General features: G+C 70.4%; 16 protein-coding genes and 1 pseudogene. 10 read left to right on the top strand and 7 right to left on the bottom strand.

Features of this window, described 5'->3' with window-relative positions; all coding sequences use genetic code 11:
* The first annotated feature begins 90 nt into the window (after positions 1–90).
* The 6 genes from IE107_RS25330 to IE107_RS36190 all read left to right on the top strand — a co-directional run bounded on the left by IE107_RS25330 (position 91) and on the right by IE107_RS36190 (position 5,022).
* Entirely contained in the window at positions 91–486 is a 396-nt protein-coding gene (locus tag IE107_RS25330; RefSeq protein ID WP_189546572.1) for a TOBE domain-containing protein, read from the top strand.
* A 565-nt stretch (positions 487–1,051) separates the two neighbouring features.
* Complete coding sequence (modA, locus tag IE107_RS25325) at positions 1,052–1,882, top strand: molybdate ABC transporter substrate-binding protein (protein WP_189546571.1); 831 nt, start codon at positions 1,052–1,054, stop codon at positions 1,880–1,882.
* Positions 1,879–2,739, top strand: coding sequence for a molybdate ABC transporter permease subunit (gene modB, locus IE107_RS25320; protein ID WP_189546570.1), 861 nt, complete (start codon positions 1,879–1,881; stop codon positions 2,737–2,739). The genes modA and modB overlap by 4 nt, the downstream gene beginning before the upstream one ends.
* Before the next feature lie 31 nt (positions 2,740–2,770).
* Positions 2,771–3,847: an ABC transporter ATP-binding protein gene (locus IE107_RS25315; protein ID WP_189546569.1), complete on the top strand. Its 1,077-nt coding sequence runs from the start codon at positions 2,771–2,773 to the stop codon at positions 3,845–3,847.
* Between the two features lie 137 nt (positions 3,848–3,984).
* Positions 3,985–4,122, top strand: a complete 138-nt coding sequence (locus IE107_RS25310; RefSeq protein WP_189546567.1) for a hypothetical protein — start codon at positions 3,985–3,987, stop codon at positions 4,120–4,122.
* A 222-nt stretch (positions 4,123–4,344) separates the two neighbouring features.
* Entirely contained in the window at positions 4,345–5,022 is a 678-nt protein-coding gene (locus IE107_RS36190) for a carbon-nitrogen hydrolase family protein (protein WP_189546565.1), read from the top strand.
* On the opposite strand, the gene IE107_RS25300 is transcribed toward IE107_RS36190, so the two are convergent.
* Both IE107_RS25300 and IE107_RS25295 read right to left on the bottom strand, forming a co-directional pair.
* Positions 4,964–5,899, bottom strand: coding sequence for a DUF6185 family protein (locus tag IE107_RS25300; RefSeq protein ID WP_189546564.1), 936 nt, complete (start codon positions 5,897–5,899; stop codon positions 4,964–4,966). The genes IE107_RS36190 and IE107_RS25300 overlap by 59 nt on opposite strands.
* 80 nt (positions 5,900–5,979) lie before the next feature.
* Positions 5,980–9,000: an AfsR/SARP family transcriptional regulator gene (locus IE107_RS25295; RefSeq protein ID WP_189546562.1), complete on the bottom strand. Its 3,021-nt coding sequence runs from the start codon at positions 8,998–9,000 to the stop codon at positions 5,980–5,982.
* A 439-nt stretch (positions 9,001–9,439) separates the two neighbouring features.
* On the opposite strand from IE107_RS25295, the gene IE107_RS25290 reads away from it, so the two are divergent.
* From IE107_RS25290 to IE107_RS25285, 3 genes and pseudogenes are all read left to right on the top strand, one after another.
* Positions 9,440–9,802, top strand: coding sequence for a hypothetical protein (locus tag IE107_RS25290; protein WP_189546560.1), 363 nt, complete (start codon positions 9,440–9,442; stop codon positions 9,800–9,802).
* A gap of 464 nt (positions 9,803–10,266) precedes the next feature.
* Positions 10,267–10,359 (top strand): annotated as a pseudogene (locus IE107_RS35280) (transposase); the annotation flags it as partial.
* 607 nt (positions 10,360–10,966) lie between these two features.
* Positions 10,967–12,352, top strand: coding sequence for an MFS transporter (locus IE107_RS25285; protein WP_189546558.1), 1,386 nt, complete (start codon positions 10,967–10,969; stop codon positions 12,350–12,352).
* Positions 12,353–12,407: 55 nt separating this feature from the next.
* Here the strand turns inward: IE107_RS25285 and IE107_RS25280 are convergent, their stop codons facing one another.
* The 4 genes from IE107_RS25280 to IE107_RS25265 form a co-directional block, all read right to left on the bottom strand.
* A complete protein-coding gene (locus IE107_RS25280) occupies positions 12,408–12,887 on the bottom strand; it encodes an NUDIX hydrolase (protein ID WP_189546556.1) in 480 nt (159 codons plus the stop codon).
* 30 nt (positions 12,888–12,917) lie between these two features.
* Positions 12,918–14,504, bottom strand: a complete 1,587-nt coding sequence (gene lnt / locus IE107_RS25275) for an apolipoprotein N-acyltransferase (RefSeq protein WP_189546554.1) — start codon at positions 14,502–14,504, stop codon at positions 12,918–12,920.
* 157 nt (positions 14,505–14,661) lie between these two features.
* Positions 14,662–15,213, bottom strand: a complete 552-nt coding sequence (locus IE107_RS25270; protein ID WP_189546551.1) for a hypothetical protein — start codon at positions 15,211–15,213, stop codon at positions 14,662–14,664.
* Positions 15,214–15,272: 59 nt separating this feature from the next.
* Positions 15,273–16,061, bottom strand: a complete 789-nt coding sequence (locus IE107_RS25265) for a glutamate racemase (RefSeq protein WP_189546549.1) — start codon at positions 16,059–16,061, stop codon at positions 15,273–15,275.
* A 58-nt stretch (positions 16,062–16,119) separates the two neighbouring features.
* Here IE107_RS25265 and IE107_RS25260 point away from each other — a divergent pair, with 58 nt between their 5' ends.
* Positions 16,120–17,292, top strand: a complete 1,173-nt coding sequence (locus IE107_RS25260; RefSeq protein WP_189546547.1) for a glycosyltransferase — start codon at positions 16,120–16,122, stop codon at positions 17,290–17,292.
* Between the two features lie 51 nt (positions 17,293–17,343).
* On the opposite strand, the gene IE107_RS25255 is transcribed toward IE107_RS25260, so the two are convergent.
* Positions 17,344–18,666 carry a TerD family protein gene (locus IE107_RS25255; protein WP_189546545.1) on the bottom strand — a complete coding sequence of 441 codons (1,323 nt, stop codon included), beginning with the start codon at positions 18,664–18,666 and terminating at the stop codon, positions 17,344–17,346.
* Between the last annotated feature and the right edge of the window lie 229 nt (positions 18,667–18,895).

Below are 18,895 nucleotides of genomic sequence, written 5' to 3'. Positions count from 1 at the left end.
CCGGTGATGCTGGTGGCAGCACTGGCGCCGGTGGTGCGGTGGGCATGGGCATGGGCATGGGCATCCATGGATGGGCCTATCTTGGCTGGTATGCAGTTCTACACAATCGGCCAGGCCGCCCGGCTCCTCGGTGTGAGCCCCGACACCGCGCGTCGCTGGGCCGACGCGGGCCGGGTGGCCACCCATCGGGACGAGGGCGGGCGGCGGCTCATCGAGGGGAAGGACCTCGCCGAGTTCTCCGTGGAACTGGCCAAGGGCGGTGGCGGCGAGGAGGACACCTCGTACACCTCGGTCCGCAACGCCTTCCCCGGGATCGTCACCGCGGTGAAGCTCGGTGACGTCGCCGCCCAGGTGGAAATCCAGGCCGGCCCGCACCGGCTGGTGTCACTGCTGACGCGGGAGGCCGTGGAGGAGCTGGGGCTGGAGGTCGGGATGGAGGCCACCGCCCGGGTGAAGTCGACGAACGTGCACATCGACCGCTTCTGAGCCGCTGAGCGGGCCGGCGCGCCTTCGCCTGGACGTCCAACAGCCGTGCGGCGCATGTGGATTCGCCATCCGCCGCGGCGCCGACCGCAGCCATCCGCATCGCCATCGGCAACGGGCCCGACGGCGCGGGGGCCGCGGCCACGGGTCGGCGGGCGTGGCCGGGCTCCTCGCGCCCCGAAGGTGTAACCGCCGTCCACGCGAATCGCGTTGCAGGAGCGGCCCGGTGAAGCGGTGGCACTGAAAGCCGCTGGTGGCGCACTCGAAGCTGACGTCGGCCTCGTGCTCCGGCCGGATGAGCAGATCGGACACGGTCGGGCGGACCGGACGGGACAGATCACCGGCGGGGGCGTGTCGCATGGGCTCGTCCGCCGCCGCGGGGACCGGCTCACGGGTCACCACCTCCCCGAGGATCCCACCCGGGCACCTGTCCCGTAGAAACGCACATGCAATCCCGAATGATCAGTGGTCCGGCTCATGCAAAGCAACAGAGGACTTTCAGCTTGCATCTGCGGCAGTATCATCAGCGCATGCACATGTGTCCGTCAGGACCAGAGGGAGTGGACCCGTGACAACCCGTACCGCGCGCCGGAACCGCCGGACCCTGCAGGTGGCCGGTGCAGGCACCGCCGCGCTGCTGACCCTGAGCGCCTGTTCCGCGTCCGACGACTCCTCGTCGGTGAAGTCGGGTTCCTCCGCCCCGGGCTCCTCGTCGGACAAGCTGTCCGGCACGGTGACCGTGTTCGCCGCGGCCTCGTTGAAGGAGAGCTTCACGACTCTGGGCAAGGAGTTCGAGAAGCAGCACCCGGGTACGAAGGTGACCTTCAGCTTCGGCGGCAGCGACTCCCTCGCCGCGAGCATCACCGGTGGCGCGCCGGCCGATGTGTTCGCCGCGGCCAGCCCCAGGACGATGAAGATCGTCACCGATGCGGGCGACGCCTCCGGCACACCCGCCACCTTCGTGCGCAACCAGCTGGAGATCGCCACGCTGCCGGGCAACCCCGACAAGATCTCCTCCCTCGAGGACCTCACCGGGCCGGGCCTGAAGGTCGTGCTCTGCGACAAGGAGGTGCCCTGCGGCGCCGCCACGCAGAAGGCCCTGGACGCCGTCGGTCTCGGGCTCACCCCGATCTCGTACGAGCAGGACGTCAAGGGCGCCCTGACCAAGGTCGAGCTGAAGGAGGCCGACGCGGCGGTCGTGTACAGGACCGATGTGAAGGCGGCCGGTGACAAGGTGGAGGGTGTGGAGTTCCCCGAATCGGCGAAGGCCGTCAACGACTATCCGATCGCCCTGCTCAAGGACGCCCCCAACGCGGACGCCTCCAAGGCGTTCATCGCGCTGGTGCAGTCCGCCGAGGGCCAGAAGGTCCTGACCGGGGCCGGGTTCCTGAAGCCTTGACCACGACCGCGAAGTCCGACGCCGCGTCCGGCACCCTCCGGGGTGGGCCGCGGCGTCGGCGTGTCCGGGAGGGTGGCGGCCGCGGCGCACCGCTGCCGCTGCTCGTACCCGCCCTGATCGGCCTGGCGTTCCTGGTCGTGCCGCTGATCGCCCTGCTCGTACGGGCCCCGTGGCGCAGCATGCCCGAGCAGCTGACCGGCGCGGAGGTGTGGCAGGCGCTCCGGCTGTCCCTGATCTGCGCCACTGCCGCCACCGCCGTGAGCCTGGTCATCGGGGTGCCGCTGGCCTGGCTGCTGGCCCGGGTCGAGTTCCGCGGACGCGGCATCGTGCGCGCGCTCGTCACGCTCCCGCTCGTCCTGCCGCCGGTCGTGGGCGGTGTGGCGCTGCTGACGGCGCTGGGCCGCAACGGCATCGTCGGGCAGTGGCTGGACTCCTGGTTCGGCATCACCTTGCCGTTCACGACGGCTGGGGTGGTGGTAGCGGAGGCCTTCGTGGCGATGCCGTTCCTCGTCATCAGCGTCGAGGGCACCCTGCGGGCCGCCGACCCGCGGTACGAGGAGGCGGCGACCACCCTGGGCGCGTCCCGCTTCACCGCGTTCCGCCGGGTCACGCTCCCGCTGATCGCACCGGGCATCGCGGCCGGTGCGGTGCTGGCGTGGGCCCGCGCGCTCGGCGAGTTCGGCGCGACCATCACCTTCGCCGGCAACTTCCCCGGCCGTACGCAGACCATGCCGCTCGCCGTCTACCTCGCCCTGCAGAGCGATCCGGAGGCTGCCATCGCCCTCAGCCTGGTGCTGCTGGCCGTGTCCGTCGCGGTGCTGGCCGGGCTGCGCGACCGTTGGATGACCGCCGGATGACCGGGGCCCACGACAGCTGGACGACCGCCGCATGACCGAGACCCACGGCCTCGCTGCCCGCACTGCCCCGGACGGGCTCGATGCCCGACTCGTGGTGGACCGCGGAGCCTTCCGCCTCGACGTGACGCTGACCGTCGCGCCCGGCGAGGTGGTCGCCCTGCTCGGTCCGAACGGCGCCGGCAAGACCACGGCCCTGCGCGCGCTCGCAGGCCTGACACCGCTCACCGGCGGCCACTTGAGGCTGGACGGCGCGGCACTGGAGCGTACGCCGCCGGAGTCCCGCCCCGTCGGTGTCGTCTTCCAGGACTACCTTCTCTTCCCCCACCTGACCGCCCTGGACAATGTGGCGTTCGGACCCCGCTGTCAGGGGGCGGCCAAGGCGGAGGCACGGGCGCAGGCCGCGCAGTGGCTCGACCGCCTGGGTCTCGCGGATCACTCCGGCGCCAAGCCTCGGCGGCTCTCCGGCGGCCAGGCGCAGCGCGTCGCGCTCGCCCGCGCCCTCGCCACCCGCCCCCGGCTGCTCCTCCTCGACGAGCCCCTCGCCGCACTGGACGCCCGTACCCGCCTGGAGGTACGGACCCAACTCCGGCGTCACCTGGCCGAGTTCGAGGCAGTGGCCGTACTCGTCACGCACGACCCGCTGGACGCAATGGTCCTCGCCGACCGTCTGGTCGTCGTCGAGCACGGCGAGGTCGTCCAGGAGGGCACCCCGTCCGACATCGCCCGCCACCCCCGTACGGACTACATCGCGCAACTCGTCGGCCTCAACCTCCACCGAGGACACGCGGAAGGCCACACCGTCCGCCTGGACACCGGCCCCGCCATCACCACCGCGGAGGTCCTGTCCGGACCGGTGTTCGTGGCGTTCCCCCCGAGCGCCGTCACCCTCCACCGCAGCCGCCCCACCGGTTCCAGCGCCCGCAACGTCTGGCGCTGCGAGGTCGCCGGGCTGGAGACCCACGGCGACCAGGTCCGCGCCGCCCTCACTGGCGTCCTCCCTCTCGCCGCCGATCTCACCACGGTCGCCGCCGCCGAGCTGGATCTGCACCCGGGTGCGGAGGTCTGGGCGACGGTGAAGGCGACGCAGACCCACGCGTACCCCGTCTGAGCAGGCGCTCTGCCGGTGCGTCAGGGGTGCGCCGCACGGCCGCGCGCGTGCTGCCCGTGTCCGGTGCGGCGATCGGCCCCCTTCCTACGGTGTGGCGACACGGAACCGTCCCCGCCCACCGTCCGGAAGTGGTACCCATGGCCGCCCCTGCAACCTCCCTGCCGGCGCCCTCGAACCTCAAGCGCATCGTCGCCGCAAGTCTCATCGGCACCACCATCGAGTGGTACGACAACTCATCCGATCAGAGCTGCGACCTGCTGTTTTCCCGCCACTGACCCGCCGAAGTCAGCACCGAACCAGCACCGGAGATTCTCGTGCTGGGTGAGGAATCGAGAAAAGTACGCTCAAGCCGGTTCGGACTCGGCCACAGACCCTGAAGAAGGTCACTCACCGTAGCCAGCTCACCCAGTCAGACGCCGAACCGTGCTTGGACGACAACATGGAGCAGGCCCCTACTCGGCGACCAGGCTTGGGCCTGCGCCGATACCCGTCCCGCTGTGGTGGCCGGAGCCCCGACCCGTGTCCTGGTCCTGGGCCGCAATGGTCGATTCGCCGCCCACTACGACAAGCAGCACCCCACGCCAAGCGAGCGCGCCGCCGGCTTCAGCCCCGGCACCAGCGGGTGCACTCTCACCGTCGATGGCTGGCGTCTTGGACTCGGCATCTGCTGGGATTCTGGCTACCCCGAGCACGCCCGCGTCGCCGCCCTCGACGGCTGCCACACGTATCCGGTCGGCGCGATGTTCGGCCGGGGCGCCGGTGCCCACCAGCGTGCCACGGTCTTCCCGGCACGGGCCCTGGACAACACCAGTTACGTCCCCCTCGCCAACCACAGCGGGCCCAGCGGCCCGTACCACGGATGTGGCGGCAGTGCCGTCTGGAACCCGGACGGCACCTTGCTCGTCAACGCGAGGCACTGCCGACCCCGGTCTGGCCATCGCCTATCTCGATCCGCAGGTCCTGGCAAGGTCCCGGGCCAAGGCACCGGTACTGGTCGACCCCTCACTCAACGCCCCCATACACCCCCGCAGCGGTATTACCGTCGCCTGAGACCGCCGCAGCGAGAGCCTGGACGACTGCACGGTCCAGGCCCCGGCCACTGCGGTAGCCTCGACGTCAGGGCGCCGGCAATGTGTGATCCCGACGGGATGCTGACGGACCATCATGGCCCGTGACCCACATCTCGCACCTACCGTGCGCTGTTGGGTTCCTTTGGTGGGGACACATCCATTCCGCAAAGAACTGCCAAATCGTGATCACGGAAACGATCTGCGCGATGAGGTACGCCATCTGCAATGAGCAGTAACGCATCTGGTAGATGGACAGAAGCAGTCCCAGACGGCTCTGCCAGTACCTGCGCTCGCTGCGGAAGGTGTCAAGGTCAAGCGCGATGCCGGTGACGGTGAGCACGAACAGCATGGCTGAGACGTAGAGAGCCAGATTGGCGTTGCTCTCATTGGTGAAGCGGTTCACCACAGCATTGAGCCCAGCAGGCAGTGCGAAGGCCAGCGCGACGGGCAAGGCCTTGGCTGAGCCGCGGCGGCCGGGGAGTCGACGCCACAACACACCGAGGACAAAGCCCGCCGCACTCCACGTCGCTATCCAGTAGAGGAAGGTCATCACGAGGTTGGGGATGCCGAAGAAGTCTGAGACGGTGAACTGCCACACTTCCCCGCGGATCCCCCATACCCAGGTGGCGATGATGCTCGCTGGCAGGCCAGGCACTGTCGCGAACCGGGCGCCACGCATACCGTTTGCCCACCAGTGGTCACAGGGCCCCAGAGCGAGGGCAGCGTCGACCACGGAAACTCTCTCTGGAAGACGGTCGGGGCCGATCGGGATGCCGCCGCCCGTACTGGCAGGCCAGTCGTGCAGGTCGCTCGGCTTCCGTTCCAGGTCCTTCCGTTTGGGTGGCACATCGCCGCGCATTCCTTGGTCGAGGCGGCGCAGCTCGGCGTGGATCTCGCGGTACGCGCGGGCCTTGCGCAGCAGAGTCTGATCACGGTGGAGGGGTCGTCCGTGGAGGGCATGTCGCCGTCGTACAAGGGGCACCGCGTCGTGGTGAGGTCTGCTGACATGAAGCCGGGAGACTGCAGCCGGACTGGCCCGCTTCCTGGACTTCCGAGGCGCGCTCAGGTCCTCCGCAGCTCCGCGGCCTCGTCGCGGGCCCGGGTCGCGGCCGGGTGGTCGCCGGCCTGGGTGTGCGCGGTGGCCAGGGAGTCGAGGGCTATGGCGAGCCAAGTGTGGGAGCCTATCTGCCGCCAGAGCCTGACTGCGGCTTCGGCGCGTCTGCGGGCGAGTGCCGGGCGGTCTGCCGCGAGTTGTGCCTCCGCGAGTGCGTACAGCGTGGCCGCTTCTCCCCAGAGGTTGCCGAACTCCCGGTACGTCCACAGACTCTGGGCAAGCAGACGGCGCCCTTCCCGATGCTCGCCCTGGCGGACCAGGATGTCCCCGAGCCAGCAGGCGGCGTGAGTGGCGGTGAGACGGTCGCCGAGGTCCGTACTGATCGCGACCGCCTGCCGGTAGGCGTCGGCGGCGGCCGGGTAGGCACCGAGCGCGCGGTGGCTCTGGCCCAGGCAGCGCAGGGCCTGGGCCTCCCCGGGCCGGTAGCCCGCGCCCCGACTGGCCCGCAGGCACTCCATGAATCGTTCCACGGCGGCCTCGACACGGCCTTGCTCGAGGTCGATGACGCCGAGGCCGTTGGTGGCGTAGACGAGACAGTTGACGTTGCCCGCCTGCCTGGCCAGCTCGGCGGCCTTCTCGAAGTGGAACACGGCCGAGGAGTACTGGCCGAGGAGCCGGTGCACATACGCCAACCCGGCGGTCGCCCCCGCCCGGTAGGCCGGTCCCTGTCCCTCGGTGAGCAGCAGCGCCTGCTCGAAGTGGTTCAACGCCTCCGGATACCGGTCGAGGATGGTGGTGAGTTCGCCGAGGCAGCGGTGGAGCTTCGCGGCGCTGTGCCGGTCGCCGCTGCTCAACGCCACTTTGAGCGCCCGGTTCTGCAGCCGCTCCCAGTCGTCGAAGTGGCCGCCGACCTGGAACAGGGTCGTGAGAGCGGTGGCCAGCCCGGCGGCAGGTGCGGCTTTTGTCCTGTCGAGCGCCTGCTCCGCCACGTCGATGAGGAACTGACGCTCGTCGGTGAACCAGGCCAGCGGGTCGGCGAGCAGATGACCGGTGTCCGCCGGGGAAACCCGCCACGAGGACAACTCCGCCTGCGAGATGCCCTGGAAGTCGACGCTGAGGGTGTCCGCGGCGAGGTCGGCAAGGTGGAGGCTGGCCCCGAGCAAGCGGTTGAGTGCGGCCGAGCGGTCCCGGTGCTGGACGGCGCGCTCCACACGCTCCCGGCCGAACAGCCGTACCAAGTCGTGTAGTTGATAGCGGATTCCGGTGGCGCCGACCGATCCGGTCTGCACCAGGTGCACCTCGACCAGATCATCGAGAACGGCTTCGGCCTCGGACAGGTCCACGTCCAGCAGCGCGGCCAGCGCCCAGGCGGCGAAGTCGGGGCCGGGCAGCAGGGCGAGCATGCGCAGCGCGTGCTGGGTCGGCGCGGCCATCTGCTGGTAGGTGAGTTCGAGGCTGGCTCGTACGGCGATGTGGCCGACGGCCAGCTCGTCGAGCTTGCGCTCCTCGTCGGCGAGGGCGCGGGCCACGTGGGCCAGGGGCCAGTACGGTCGTGCGGCCAGTCGCGCGCCGGCCACCCACACCGCGAGCGGAAGACCGCCGCAGGTCTCCACGATGGAGCGGGCCGAGTCGGGTTCCGCATCGGCCCGTTCCGGGCCCAGCATCTCGCGCAGCAGGGCGAGCCCGTTCGCGGAGTCCAGCACGTCCAGGGGGAGCCGCCGGCAGCCCAGCTCCGCCATGGTCGTGCGGCTGGTGACGACGGCGGCGCATCGCACGCCGCTCGGCAGCAGGTCGCGCACCTGCTGGGACCCGGCCGCGTTGTCCAGGACGACGAGCACCTGCCGTTGGGCCAGCAGGGAGCGGTAGAGATGGATCCGTCCGGTCAGTTCCGCGGGCACCGCCCCGCCGCGCACGCCGAGCGCGCGGAGGAAGGCGCCCAGGACCGTGAACGGATCGGCCGGCTCGTTGCTGAAGCCGCGCAGGTCCGCATGCAGCTGGCCGTCAGGGAAACGCGAGGCGAGCCGGTGGCCCGTGCGTACGGCGAAGGCCGTCTTGCCCACCCCGGCGGGGCCGGTGACCAGCAGAGTGAGCGTCCCCGGGCCGTCCGCGTCCAGGAGCCGGCAGGCCTCGTCCACCTCGGCGTCGCGGCCGACGAACAGGGAGAGGTCCGCCGGCAGCAGCCGGGGAACAAGCTGCCGGCCCGTCACGGGGTTCAGGGCAGCGTTGCTGCCGTCTTCCACTTCCTCCTCGGCGCACGGCACGTCGACGCGGACGGCGGCCGGATCGGGATCGCCGGACAAATCCGGATCCCCGGCCAGGATCTGTCCATACAGCCGCCGCAACGCCGCGCCGGGATCGACCCCCAGCTCGTCGGCAAGTCGCCGCCGGGCGCGCTCGTACTCCTCCAACGCCTCAGCCTGCCGCCCGCACCGGCACAGGGCGAGGACCAACTGCCCGACCACCCGCTCGTCGAGCGGATGCACCTCGGCCCGGGCCACCAGCTCACTCACCAGCCGATCATGCTGTCCCCGACGTAATCGAACGTCGACCAAATCCAGTTGAGCGGCCAACCGCTCGCCGTCGAGGAGCTGGCGCTGCGCGTTGAACCACGGGGTATCCACTCCGGCGAACGCGCTGCCCCGCCACAGCCCCAGAGCCTCCCGCCACAGCGCCTCCGCCTGCTCGTCCGCAGCCGCCCGTCGGGCCCGGTCCAACAGGCCCCGGAAGCGGTGCGCGTCCACCGTGGCCTCGCCAAGGTCGATCACGTAGCCGCCGGACCGGCGGACCAGCCAGACGCCGTGCGGCTCCAGCTCGCGGCGCAGGCGGGATAGGTACGCGTAGAGCGTGTCCCGCCCCCGGTGGGGCACGCGGTCGTCCCACACCCGGTGGAGCAGCCGGTCGGCCGGCACCGGGCGGCCGACGTCGACCAGTAGGGCCGCGAGAACACACTGCTGCCGCGCATGCCCCAGGGCCACCGGCCGCTCCCCGGCCCATGCCTCGAGCGTGCCCAGTAACCGGAACTCCAGCATGCCGTGCTCCCCCCTTCACGCCGGTACCGACCCGGAAGGCACCACCGTGACCTGCCGCGCAAGGTTTCTCGCAAGGTTTCCCGAAGGTCGGCCGTACATCGTTGCCGACGTGTCCAGAACCGGGCGGCTCGCCACCCGGGACAGCCCGGCGGTGCACCGGCACCGCCCGGTCACCTCACCGCCGACGCCGCGCGCCGCTCCACCGGAGATTGCGGGACAGCCCGATTCAAGGCGAATGCGCTCCTGAGCGATTGGAGACCAAATTCATGAATATCCGTCGCCTGGCCCATGGCCTGGCTGTCGCCGCCACTGCGGTCACCTGCGTCACGATGATGGGCACAAGAGCGCTTTCATGATGGTGTCGTCGGCGCGGTCAGGCCTTGTGTCGCAGCCGCGTCCAGCCGATAGGCATGTACATGCCAGTACAGGAGGGGTAGGAATGAGGAAGCTCGCACAACTCACCATGGCGGCGGGTGCATCTGTCGTCCTCGCATTGGGGCTGACAGGGTCGGCGTCCGCGTCGGCATGGACCAGCACCCCGTACGCGGACGCCGGGTTCATGAGCTACGGAGACGACATCTGGGTGGACCACCGCGCGTCGGGCGGCAACAGCATCGTTTGGTGGTCGACGGATTACGGCCGGACGGGGTCGTGCTCCAGCTCCGGCGGCGAGAAGTGGTGCTACTACGACATGCGAGAGACCGGCACCATCACCATCCAGCTCTGCTCCTACCCTCCGTCCTACCCGCAGGGGTGGTGCGACCTGGAGCAGGTCTCCACCATCGGGAACGAGGCGGGCTGACCCAGGTCCGGGAAGGCTCCCGGCGGGAAAGGCCGTCGCGGGAGACGAGTTCGTGGCGCGGTCGTGACACCGGCGAGCGCACCCCTCGGGACTCTCCCCCTCCGCGTACAACTCGGCGGATACCAGCCTTGTGGCTGGGCTCGAAAGAGCGCTGACGTGGGACAGGTAGGCCATGTAGAGCCAACGGGCAAAACCTTGCACCGAGGCGCAAGTTAGCCTCGAGCTTTCACGTGGTGGGGCGTTCGGTACGTGACCGGAAACGCGAAGAGTGCTCCTGACCTGCAACGATGGGACTTGTCTAGGGTCCAGGTTGTCGCGTGAAAGAAGCACTCCTCAGGTGAAGAAGCGTATCGGGTTCTATCCGCGTGTCCACGTCGAGGGTGGCGGGAGCGGGGTGGTCTCGCAGGCCGGTGGGGTGCTGCTGGTCGAGACCGCCCGCAAGGCCGGTCCGGACTCTTCGATAGGCCGCCGGCCTGCGGGAGTTCGCCGCAGGCCGGGAATGGCTGACCATCTACTACCTGCCGCCCTACGCACCCGACCTCAACCCCGTCGAAGGGAGGGGGCGGACTGATTGGGGGGCGTTGTTGACATAGGCGTACGGCGAGGAGTTGGGCGTTCCGGCCGTGGAGGGTTCCGGGTCAATCGTGGTGAAGCGACGGTTGGCGGGGCATGGGTGTGGTCGCGTGGGTTCATCCGGCCGCCTGTGTATGGGTTTCACGGTGCGGGGGCCTGCCGGTGCGGTACCACGTGCCACCAACCAAGGCCGGCTCCGCAGAAACCCGCCAGGCCTGACCGCAGGCGCGCGGAAGGGGAGAACACTACCCGCCCGATCCGCCCCGAATGCCGAAGTTCAACGCTGCGTAGTCAGCACCAAGTCAGCACGGGACAGGTGATCAGGGGCGCTGACATGCGGTTTCAGGTCAGCACCAAACCAGCACGGGAGTCAGCACCAGGGCAATAAACCATGCCTAGTAGCACAATCCTGACAGGCGCCTGCCAGCCTTCAATACGGTCCTCGAAGCAGTCTCGACGTGCCTGTCATAGTGGCCTCGCGCACACCTGGACCGTGAACTGTGGTGTCCCGCCACATACGCCCCTGAACTGCCCCTTCCTACGGTATGGCGACGCACGCACGTCCCCGCCAACCGTCCGGAAGTGGTACCCATGGCCGCCCCTGCAAGCTCCCCGCCAGCGCCCTCGAACCTCAAGCGCATCGTCGCCGCAAGTCTCATCGGGACCACGATCGAGTGGTACGACTTCTTCCTCTACGGCTCAGCCGCCGCACTGGTCTTCAACAAGTTGTTCTTCCCCGAGTCCGACCCGCTCGTCGGAACTCTCCTGTCCTTCCTCACATACGCGGTCGGCTTCGCCGCCCGGCCGCTCGGCGCCCTGGTGTTCGGGCACTACGGCGACCGGCTCGGGCGCAAGAAGCTGCTGGTGCTCAGTCTGCTGATGATGGGCGGAGCGACGTTCGCCATCGGACTGCTGCCGACGCATGCCACGGTCGGGTCCGCCGCCCCCGTACTGCTCACCGTCCTGCGGCTGGTACAGGGCTTCGCGCTCGGGGGTGAATGGGGCGGGGCCGTGCTGCTGGTGTCGGAGCACGGGGACGCACGGCGGCGCGGCTTCTGGGCCTCCTGGCCGCAGACGGGCGCGCCGGCCGGGCAGTTGCTCGCCACCGGGGTGCTGTCCGCGCTCACCGCACTGATGTCGGAGTCCGCCTTCGAGGCATGGGGCTGGCGCATCCCCTTCCTGCTCTCCGGCGTCCTGGTGATGGTCGGTCTGTGGATTCGTCTCTCTGTCGATGAATCACCGGTCTTCAAGGCCGCGCTCGCGCAGGCCGAGGAGCGCCGCTCCGGTGCCGGGGCGACGGAGAAGATGCCGCTCGTCTCCGTGCTGAGGCACCACTGGCGCGATGTGCTGATCGCCATGGGCGCCAGGATGGCGGAGAACATCAGCTACTACGTCATCACGGCGTTCGTGCTCGTCTACGCGACCACGGCGGCGGACCTGAGCAAGCAGACGGCGCTCAACGCGGTGCTCATCGCCTCGGCCGTCCACTTCGCGGTCATTCCGATGTGGGGCGCCCTGTCGGACCGGGTCGGGCGCAAGCCGGTCTATCTGACCGGGGCGATCGGTGTCGGACTGTGGACGTTCCCGTTCTTCGCGCTGATCGACACGCGGAACTTCGGAAGTGTGCTGCTCGCCGTCACCGTCGGGCTCATCTTCCACGGGGCGATGTACGCACCGCAGGCGGCCTTCTTCTCGGAGATGTTCGCGACCCGGATGCGCTACTCGGGCGCGTCGATCGGCGCGCAGTTCTCGTCGGTCGCGGCCGGTGCCCCGGCGCCGCTCATCGCCACCGCGCTGCTCGCGGACTTCGACAGCTCGACGCCCATCTCGCTGTACGTGATCGCCGCGGCGCTGATCACCCTGCTGGCAGTCGTCTGCGCCAAGGAGACCAGGAACCGGGATCTCACGGACATCGAGGGGACCACGGCCGCTCCGGACGCGTCCGAAGCTCTTCCGGCGGACGCCCGTACCGTCTGAGCACGGTCCGCCGGACGGGCCCGGGAGACCGGGACCGTCCGGCGGACAGCGCTTTTCACTGCTGGGCGGTGCGTTCGAACCAGGTGGGTTCGTCGGTCATGGACTGCTTGATCCTGAAGAGCCCGAACTCGTTCAGCGGGGGCAGCGCGTCCACCGGGAACCAGCCCACCTCCAGCGACTCGTCGTCGTTGACGCGTGCCTCGCCACCGGTCGCCCGGCAACGGAAGGTGACGTCGAGGTACTGACAGCGGTCGCCGTTCGCGTACTGCACGGGCTCCAGGGCCTGCGTGAGCACCACCCGCTCCGCCACGCAGCGCACGGCGGTCTCTTCGAACACCTCGCGCTCCGCGGTCCTCGCCGGCTGTTCGCCGGGCTCGCAGATGCCGCCGATGACCGACCATTTGCCGGTGTCTGAGCGGCGTCCGAGCAGCACTCTGCCCTCGTCGTCAAAAACGATGGCGGTGACTCCGGGCAGCAGGAGCAGCTGTTGGCCCGCGGTGGCGCGGATCTCGCGGATGAAATCAGGAGTAGCCATGGTCCGACCCTACGCGGCGCGACCGGTGGATCACCGGCTGCGCCGGCTCCGTACCGAACGGACAGCGACCAGGCCGAGCCCGGCCACGGCGATCAGCACGAGCACGGCTTCGGGGAGTGCGCCCATCCGGGTCGCGGGTGTCAGCGAGGACCTGAGCGGCACCTCGTCCACCAGCGCGTCCGGGGTGAACAGCTTCGTCTGCCGGACGATCGTCCCGTCCGGCCGGATGACCGCGCTGACCCCGCTGGTGACGGGGACGACGACCGACCGGCTGTGCTCGACGGCCCGCACCCTGGACATGGCCAGCTGCTGATAGGTCATCTCGCTGCGACCGAAGGTGGCGTTGTTGCTGGGCACGGCGATCAGCTGGCCGCCGTGCGTGACGGTGTCCCGTACGGCGTCGTCGAACGCCGCCTCGTAACAGGTCACGAGCCCCGCCTTCGTCCCCGCCAGGTCGAAGACTCCGACCTTCTTCCCGGGGCCGAAGTCGCGCTGCACCCGGTCCACGTCCGAGCTGAAGAGCCGTGCGACGGAGCGCATCGGCATGTACTCGCCGAACGGCTGGATGTGGCGCTTGTCGTAGGTTTCGACCGGGCCCTTCTCCGGATCCCACTGGATGAGGGTGTTGCGCAGCTTCCCGGTGTCGGGGTCGATCACCGCCCCTATCACGGTGGGCACGCCGATCGCCTTCACGGCGTCGTCGATCACGATCCGGGCGTCGGCGTTCCGGTACGGGTCGAGGTCGGAGGAGTTCTCGGGCCACAGGACGAAGTCGGGCTGCGGGACCTTGCCCTCCTCCACCTCCCGGGCGAGCTGCTCGGTGCGGCGCACATGGTTGTCCAGGACGGCACGGCGCTGGGCGTTGAAGTCGAGACCGAGCCGCGGCACATTGCCCTGGATCGCGGCGACGGTCGCGGTGCCGTCCTCCGCCGAGTCGTCGACCAGGGGCAGCGCGGCGAGCGCGCCGACGACGGGTACCAGGACGGTCGCGGCCGCGGCGGTGACGGCCGCCCGCGGCAGGGTGCCCGTACGGCGGTAGGCGCGGAACTGGCGTACCGCTTCGCAGAGGCCGAAGCCGCAGAGCACCACCGCGAAGGAGAGCAGCGGTGTGCCCCCCACGGCCGCGAGCGGCAGGAACACGCCGTCCGCCTGTCCGAACGCGATCTTCCCCCACGGGAAGCCGCCGAACGGCACCCTGGCCCGGACCGCCTCGTCGAGCACCCAGACCGCGGCGGCCCACACCGGCCACCAGGCGAGGCGGCTGACGGCGGCGACCCCGATGCAGCCGACCGCGATGAACAGCGCCTCGGCGGCGGCGAGGGCCAGCCACGGCACCGGGCCGACCTCCTCCCCGGTCCAGTGCAGCAGCGGCAGCATGAAGCCCAGCCCGGCGAGGAGGCCGAGTCCGAACCCGGCGCGGAGCCGTCGTCGGTGCAGCACCCAGCCGAGCAGGGCGAAGCCGGGCAGGACCAGCCACCACAGGGGACGCGGCGGGAAGCTCAGATACAGCAGTACACCCGCGATCACGGCGGCGGCGGGCCGCACGAGGCCTCGCTTCCGGGACACGGAGGTTGAGGCCGGCTGCGCGGCTTCGACTGAGGTGATGGTGGCGCTCACCCGGCGGAGTCTACGGTGACCGGCTGTGGGTCCGGCAGCCCCGCCCGTGTGGTGGAACCCTTCGTACCCGGTCGTTCCGGCGCTTTCCCGTACAGATCAGGCTCGCTGCCGTCCCGGTGTCAGGTTCCGGCAGATCAGGCTCGCTGCCGTCCCGGTGTCAGGTTCCGGCCGCCGTGAGGTGCAGGCGCTCGCGGATGAACCGTACGCCCGCCTCCGCGTCGTCGACCGTGATCGTGAACGTCCTGCCGTCGCCGAGCCGGAGCACCAGGCCCTCGCCCCTGCGGACCACCACGGCGGTGCCCTGCTCGGGGCGCCAGCGGTAGCCCCAGCCGCCCCACTGGCGCGGGGTGACCTCGGGGGCGAACTCCGCGCCCACCACATGGGTGAGCAGGATCCGGCGACGCGGCAGGCCCATGTGGCCGCAGCGCACCTCCAGGGCGTCGCCGTCGATCCGGACGGCCACGTTCACGAAGGCGAGGGTGCCGAACAGCATGAGCAGTCCGGCGGCGACACAGCCGATCACGGACATCAGCAGCGGGGCGATCCCGGAGGTCCAGCTGGAGCTGACGGCCAGCTGGACGCCGAGCGCCAGACAGGCCGCGCCGGCGGCTGCGAGTACCCACTGGGCCCGGTTGGTGGCCCGGCCGATCCAGACGGCGGAGTGGGGGTCGGCTCCGGTGTGTCGGGGATTTCGGGGGTGGTCCCTCATGTCAAGCAGCGTACTTAAGTTTCCGCACGCCGGGGACGGTCCGAAGGGCCCCCACCGGGTCAGCGGGCCGGGCTGACGGCACCCAGCAGCTGGCCCTCGGCGTAGGCCAGAGCGGCTTTCGGGAGCTCGGCGAGGCGACCGCCGACGAGCACGGCGAGAGCGGTGGACGGTTCGGCCGACGGAGCGGGTCCGGCCCCGATCCGGCGCAGTGCCTGGGCGGCGACGGCGACGGCGGATCCGTGCAGCGCGACGGGCGGCAGACCGGGCTGCCGGACGGCGGCGCGGATGCGTTCGGCGACCAGTTCGTAGTGGGTGCAGCCCAGGACCACGGCCCGGACGTCACGCGGGGTGAGGGCGGCGGCCGCGGCGATGGCCAGGTCGATCGCGGTCTCGTCGGCGTTCTGCACGGCGTCGGCGAGACCGGGGCAGGGCACCTCGGTGACGTCGACCGAGCGGGCGAATTCATCGATGAGCCCGCGCTGGTACGGGCTGCCGGTGGTGGCGGGCGTGGCCCAGATCGCGACCGGGCCGCCGCCGGCGACGGACGGTTTGATGGCGGGGACGGTACCGATGACCGGCAGCGTGGGTTCGAGCGCGGCGCGGAGCGCCGGCAGGGCGTGCACGGAGGCCGTGTTGCAGGCGACGATCAGTGCGTCCGGCCGGTGGGCGGCTGCCGCGCGGGCCACGTCGAGCGCGTGGTCGGCCACGTACTCGGGTGTACGTGGTCCCCAGGGCGTGCCTTCGGGGGCGTCGGAGGAGAGCACCAGATCGGCGTCGGGCCTCAGCCGGCGTACTGCGGCGGCTGCCGCGAGCAGGCCGATTCCTGAGTCCATGAGCGCGATCTTCACCCGGTCACCATAGTCGACCGCCCTTGCGGTTCTGTCCCGGTGGGGCAGACTGCGGCGAATGAGCGCCGTTGCCTGGATCGCCGTGGGTTCGCTGGCCGCATGGGTGTGGCTGCTGCTGGGACAAGGGTTCTTCTGGCGGACCGGCCAGCGGCTGCCCCGCCGGGAGGACCCCGGCCGATGGCCGTCCGTCGCGATCGTGGTACCCGCACGTGACGAGGCCGACATGCTGCCGGTGAGTCTGCCGTCACTGCTGGCGCAGGACTATCCGGGGCGGGCGGAGATCTTCCTCGTCGACGACTGCAGCAAGGACGGGACCGGGGACGTCGCCCGTGCGCTGTCCGTGCGGTTCGGAGGGCTGCCGGTGACGGTGGTGTCACCGGCAGAGCCCGAGCCGGGCTGGACGGGCAAGCTCTGGGCCGTCCGGCACGGGATCGCACGGGCCCGGACCCGGGAGCCCGACTATCTGCTGCTGACGGACGCCGACATCGCGCATGAGCCGGACAGCCTGCGGGAACTGGTCGCCGCCGCCGTGTCGGGCGGCTTCGATCTCGTCTCCCAGATGGCGCGGCTGCGGGTGTCGAGTATCTGGGAGCGGCTGGTCGTACCGGCCTTCGTGTACTTCTTCTCGCAGCTCTATCCGTTCCGGTGGGTGAACCGGTCGGGTGCGCGGACGGCAGCGGCGGCCGGTGGCTGTGTGCTGCTGCGGACCGCGGCGGCGGAGCGGGCCCGGGTTCCGGAGTCGATCCGGCAGGCGGTGATCGACGACGTGTCGCTGGCTCGGGCGGTGCAGCGCAGCGGCGGGCGGATCTGGCTGGGGCTTGCGGAGCGGGTGGACAGCGTGCGGCCGTATCCGCGGCTGGCGGATCTGTGGCGGATGGTGTCGCGGAGCGCGTACGCCCAGTTGCGGCACAGTCCGCCGCTGCTGCTGGGGACGGTGCTGGGGCTCGCGCTGGTCTATCTCGCGCCGCCGGTCGCGCTGGTCTCCGGGCTGCTGACGGGTGACCCGGTGGCGGCGTGGGCGGGCGGCGCGGCATGGGCGGTGATGACGGCGACGTATCTGCCGATGCTGGGCTACTACCGGCAGTCGCCGTGGCAGGCGCCACTGCTGCCGTTCACCGCTGTGCTCTATCTGCTGATGACGGTCGATTCGGCGGTGCAGCACTACCGGGGCCGTGGCGCGGCCTGGAAGGGGCGTACGTACGCCCGTCCCGAGGCCGCGCCGGACCGGTGAGCGGAGTCGGCGGTGGGCCGGGCGTCGCAGGGCCGGCCGGACCGCCGGGGGTCATTTACGGCCGGGTGTCCAGTTCATGCCCCATCCGTAGGCGTAGTCGATGGTGCGCTGCGGGCTCACTCCGCGCTCGGGGACGAGATAGCGGGCCTCGCGCTGCACCGTGAGGTCTCCCCCGTTGTTGGTCAGGAGCGCCAGTGCGCAGACGGTGGACGGGACGGTGCATTCGTCGAGCGAGAAGTCGATCGGGGCGCCGTGCTGGGGCTGGAGGGTCACCGTCGCGTGGAGATCGGCGAAACTCCGGGCGCCTTCATAGATGGTGACGAAGATCAGGACGCGCCGGAGCTTGCCCTTGTGGTCGAGGTTGACGGTGAGGTTCTCACCGGTGTCGACGGCGCCGGTGCGGTCGTCCCCGTCGAGATGGATGTACGGAGGCTGGTGGAGTGCTCCGAAGGCGTTTCCCAGTGCCTGGACGACTCCCTTGCGGCCGTCGGTCAGCTCGTAGAGAGCGCAGAGGTCGAGATCGAGGTCCGAGTGGTTGGCGACTGCCCTGCCGAATTTGCTTCCCCAGCCCTTGAACTGTTTGCGCACTTGCCAGTTGAGATTGACGCGGAGCACTCCCGAGGTGCCGCCCTGTTTGGCGAGGGAGACCGACGGGGCGTCCTTGGTGAGTGTCACCTTGGACAGCCGGACGGGTGCGGTGGCGGGAGGTGCGGAAGGTACCGGCGGTGCCATCGGTGGCGCCGGCGGGGCCGGCGGCCGGTGGTCGACCCGCGTTGTGTTCTGCGGCTGTTGAGGCGTTGGGGGTCGGCGATAGGGCTGAGTCCGCTGAGGCTGCTGCGGCTCGTCGACGGAAATCCCGAAGTCGGTCGCGAGCCCTTCGAGGCCGGTGTCGTATCCCTGGCCGACGGCCCGGAACTTCCAGGCGCCCTGGCGCCGGTAGAGCTCCCCGAGGATGAACGCGGTCTCGATCGTCGCGTCCGTGCTGTCGAAGCGTGCGAGCTCCCTGCCGCTCGCCGCGTCCGTGATCCGGACGTACAGCCCGGCCACCCGGCCGAAGGTGCCGCCGTCCGCGGAGGCCGCCAGGACCACGCGGTCGATGGCCGGCTCGACGCGCGCCAGTTCGATCGCGAGGCTGTCCGTCATCCCGTCGCCGGCGGTCCGCTTGCCCTCGTGGCGCACCGCGCCGGAGGCGTGGGAGGGCTGGTTGTAAAAGACGAAGTCGGCGTCGCTGCGCACCTTTCCCGACACGAGAAGGAGCGCCGAGCCATCCACATCCGGTGTCCCCGGGGAGTTGCGCCACCCCAGTTCGACCCGCACGGCCTGAGCCGCCACCGGAACATTGGCTCCTTTTAGCATGGTCATGCTCGCCCCCATCGCGAGTCCGGCTGCCCGAAAACTATTCTCCGCCAACCTAATCCCCCGGACCCTCACAGGGACCACGGATGCCCGGTCCGGGCCTCGCGATCCACCGGCAGTCTCCCGCGAAGCCGCCCCTTGCGTGATCCCGAGGCGTCCGGGTGCCCCTTTCCCGTCCCTGTCGCCCAGGGGTCGTGCCGATCCGCCGGTCCCGCGTGAGGACGGTCGTCCCCGGACCCGTACAAAT

This window comes from Streptomyces gelaticus (genome assembly GCF_014649535.1).
GTDB lineage: Bacteria > Actinomycetota > Actinomycetes > Streptomycetales > Streptomycetaceae > Streptomyces > Streptomyces gelaticus.
This window is presented reverse-complemented; position numbering and strand designations above follow the sequence as displayed.

What these genes read in the sequence shown, in the direction of transcription:
- IE107_RS25260 (WP_189546547.1), top strand. Translation starts at nt 16,120, where the DNA reads ATGAGCGCCGTTGCCTGGATCGCCGTGGGTTCGCTGGCCGCATGGGTG.
- IE107_RS25285 (WP_189546558.1), top strand. Translation starts at nt 10,967, where the DNA reads ATGGCCGCCCCTGCAAGCTCCCCGCCAGCGCCCTCGAACCTCAAGCGC.
- IE107_RS25315 (WP_189546569.1), top strand. Translation starts at nt 2,771, where the DNA reads ATGACCGAGACCCACGGCCTCGCTGCCCGCACTGCCCCGGACGGGCTC.
- IE107_RS25255 (WP_189546545.1), bottom strand. Translation starts at nt 18,666, where the DNA reads ATGGGGGCGAGCATGACCATGCTAAAAGGAGCCAATGTTCCGGTGGCG.
- IE107_RS25330 (WP_189546572.1), top strand. Translation starts at nt 91, where the DNA reads ATGCAGTTCTACACAATCGGCCAGGCCGCCCGGCTCCTCGGTGTGAGC.
- IE107_RS25290 (WP_189546560.1), top strand. Translation starts at nt 9,440, where the DNA reads ATGAGGAAGCTCGCACAACTCACCATGGCGGCGGGTGCATCTGTCGTC.
- IE107_RS25295 (WP_189546562.1), bottom strand. Translation starts at nt 9,000, where the DNA reads ATGCTGGAGTTCCGGTTACTGGGCACGCTCGAGGCATGGGCCGGGGAG.
- IE107_RS25310 (WP_189546567.1), top strand. Translation starts at nt 3,985, where the DNA reads ATGGCCGCCCCTGCAACCTCCCTGCCGGCGCCCTCGAACCTCAAGCGC.
- IE107_RS25280 (WP_189546556.1), bottom strand. Translation starts at nt 12,887, where the DNA reads ATGGCTACTCCTGATTTCATCCGCGAGATCCGCGCCACCGCGGGCCAA.
- IE107_RS25270 (WP_189546551.1), bottom strand. Translation starts at nt 15,213, where the DNA reads ATGAGGGACCACCCCCGAAATCCCCGACACACCGGAGCCGACCCCCAC.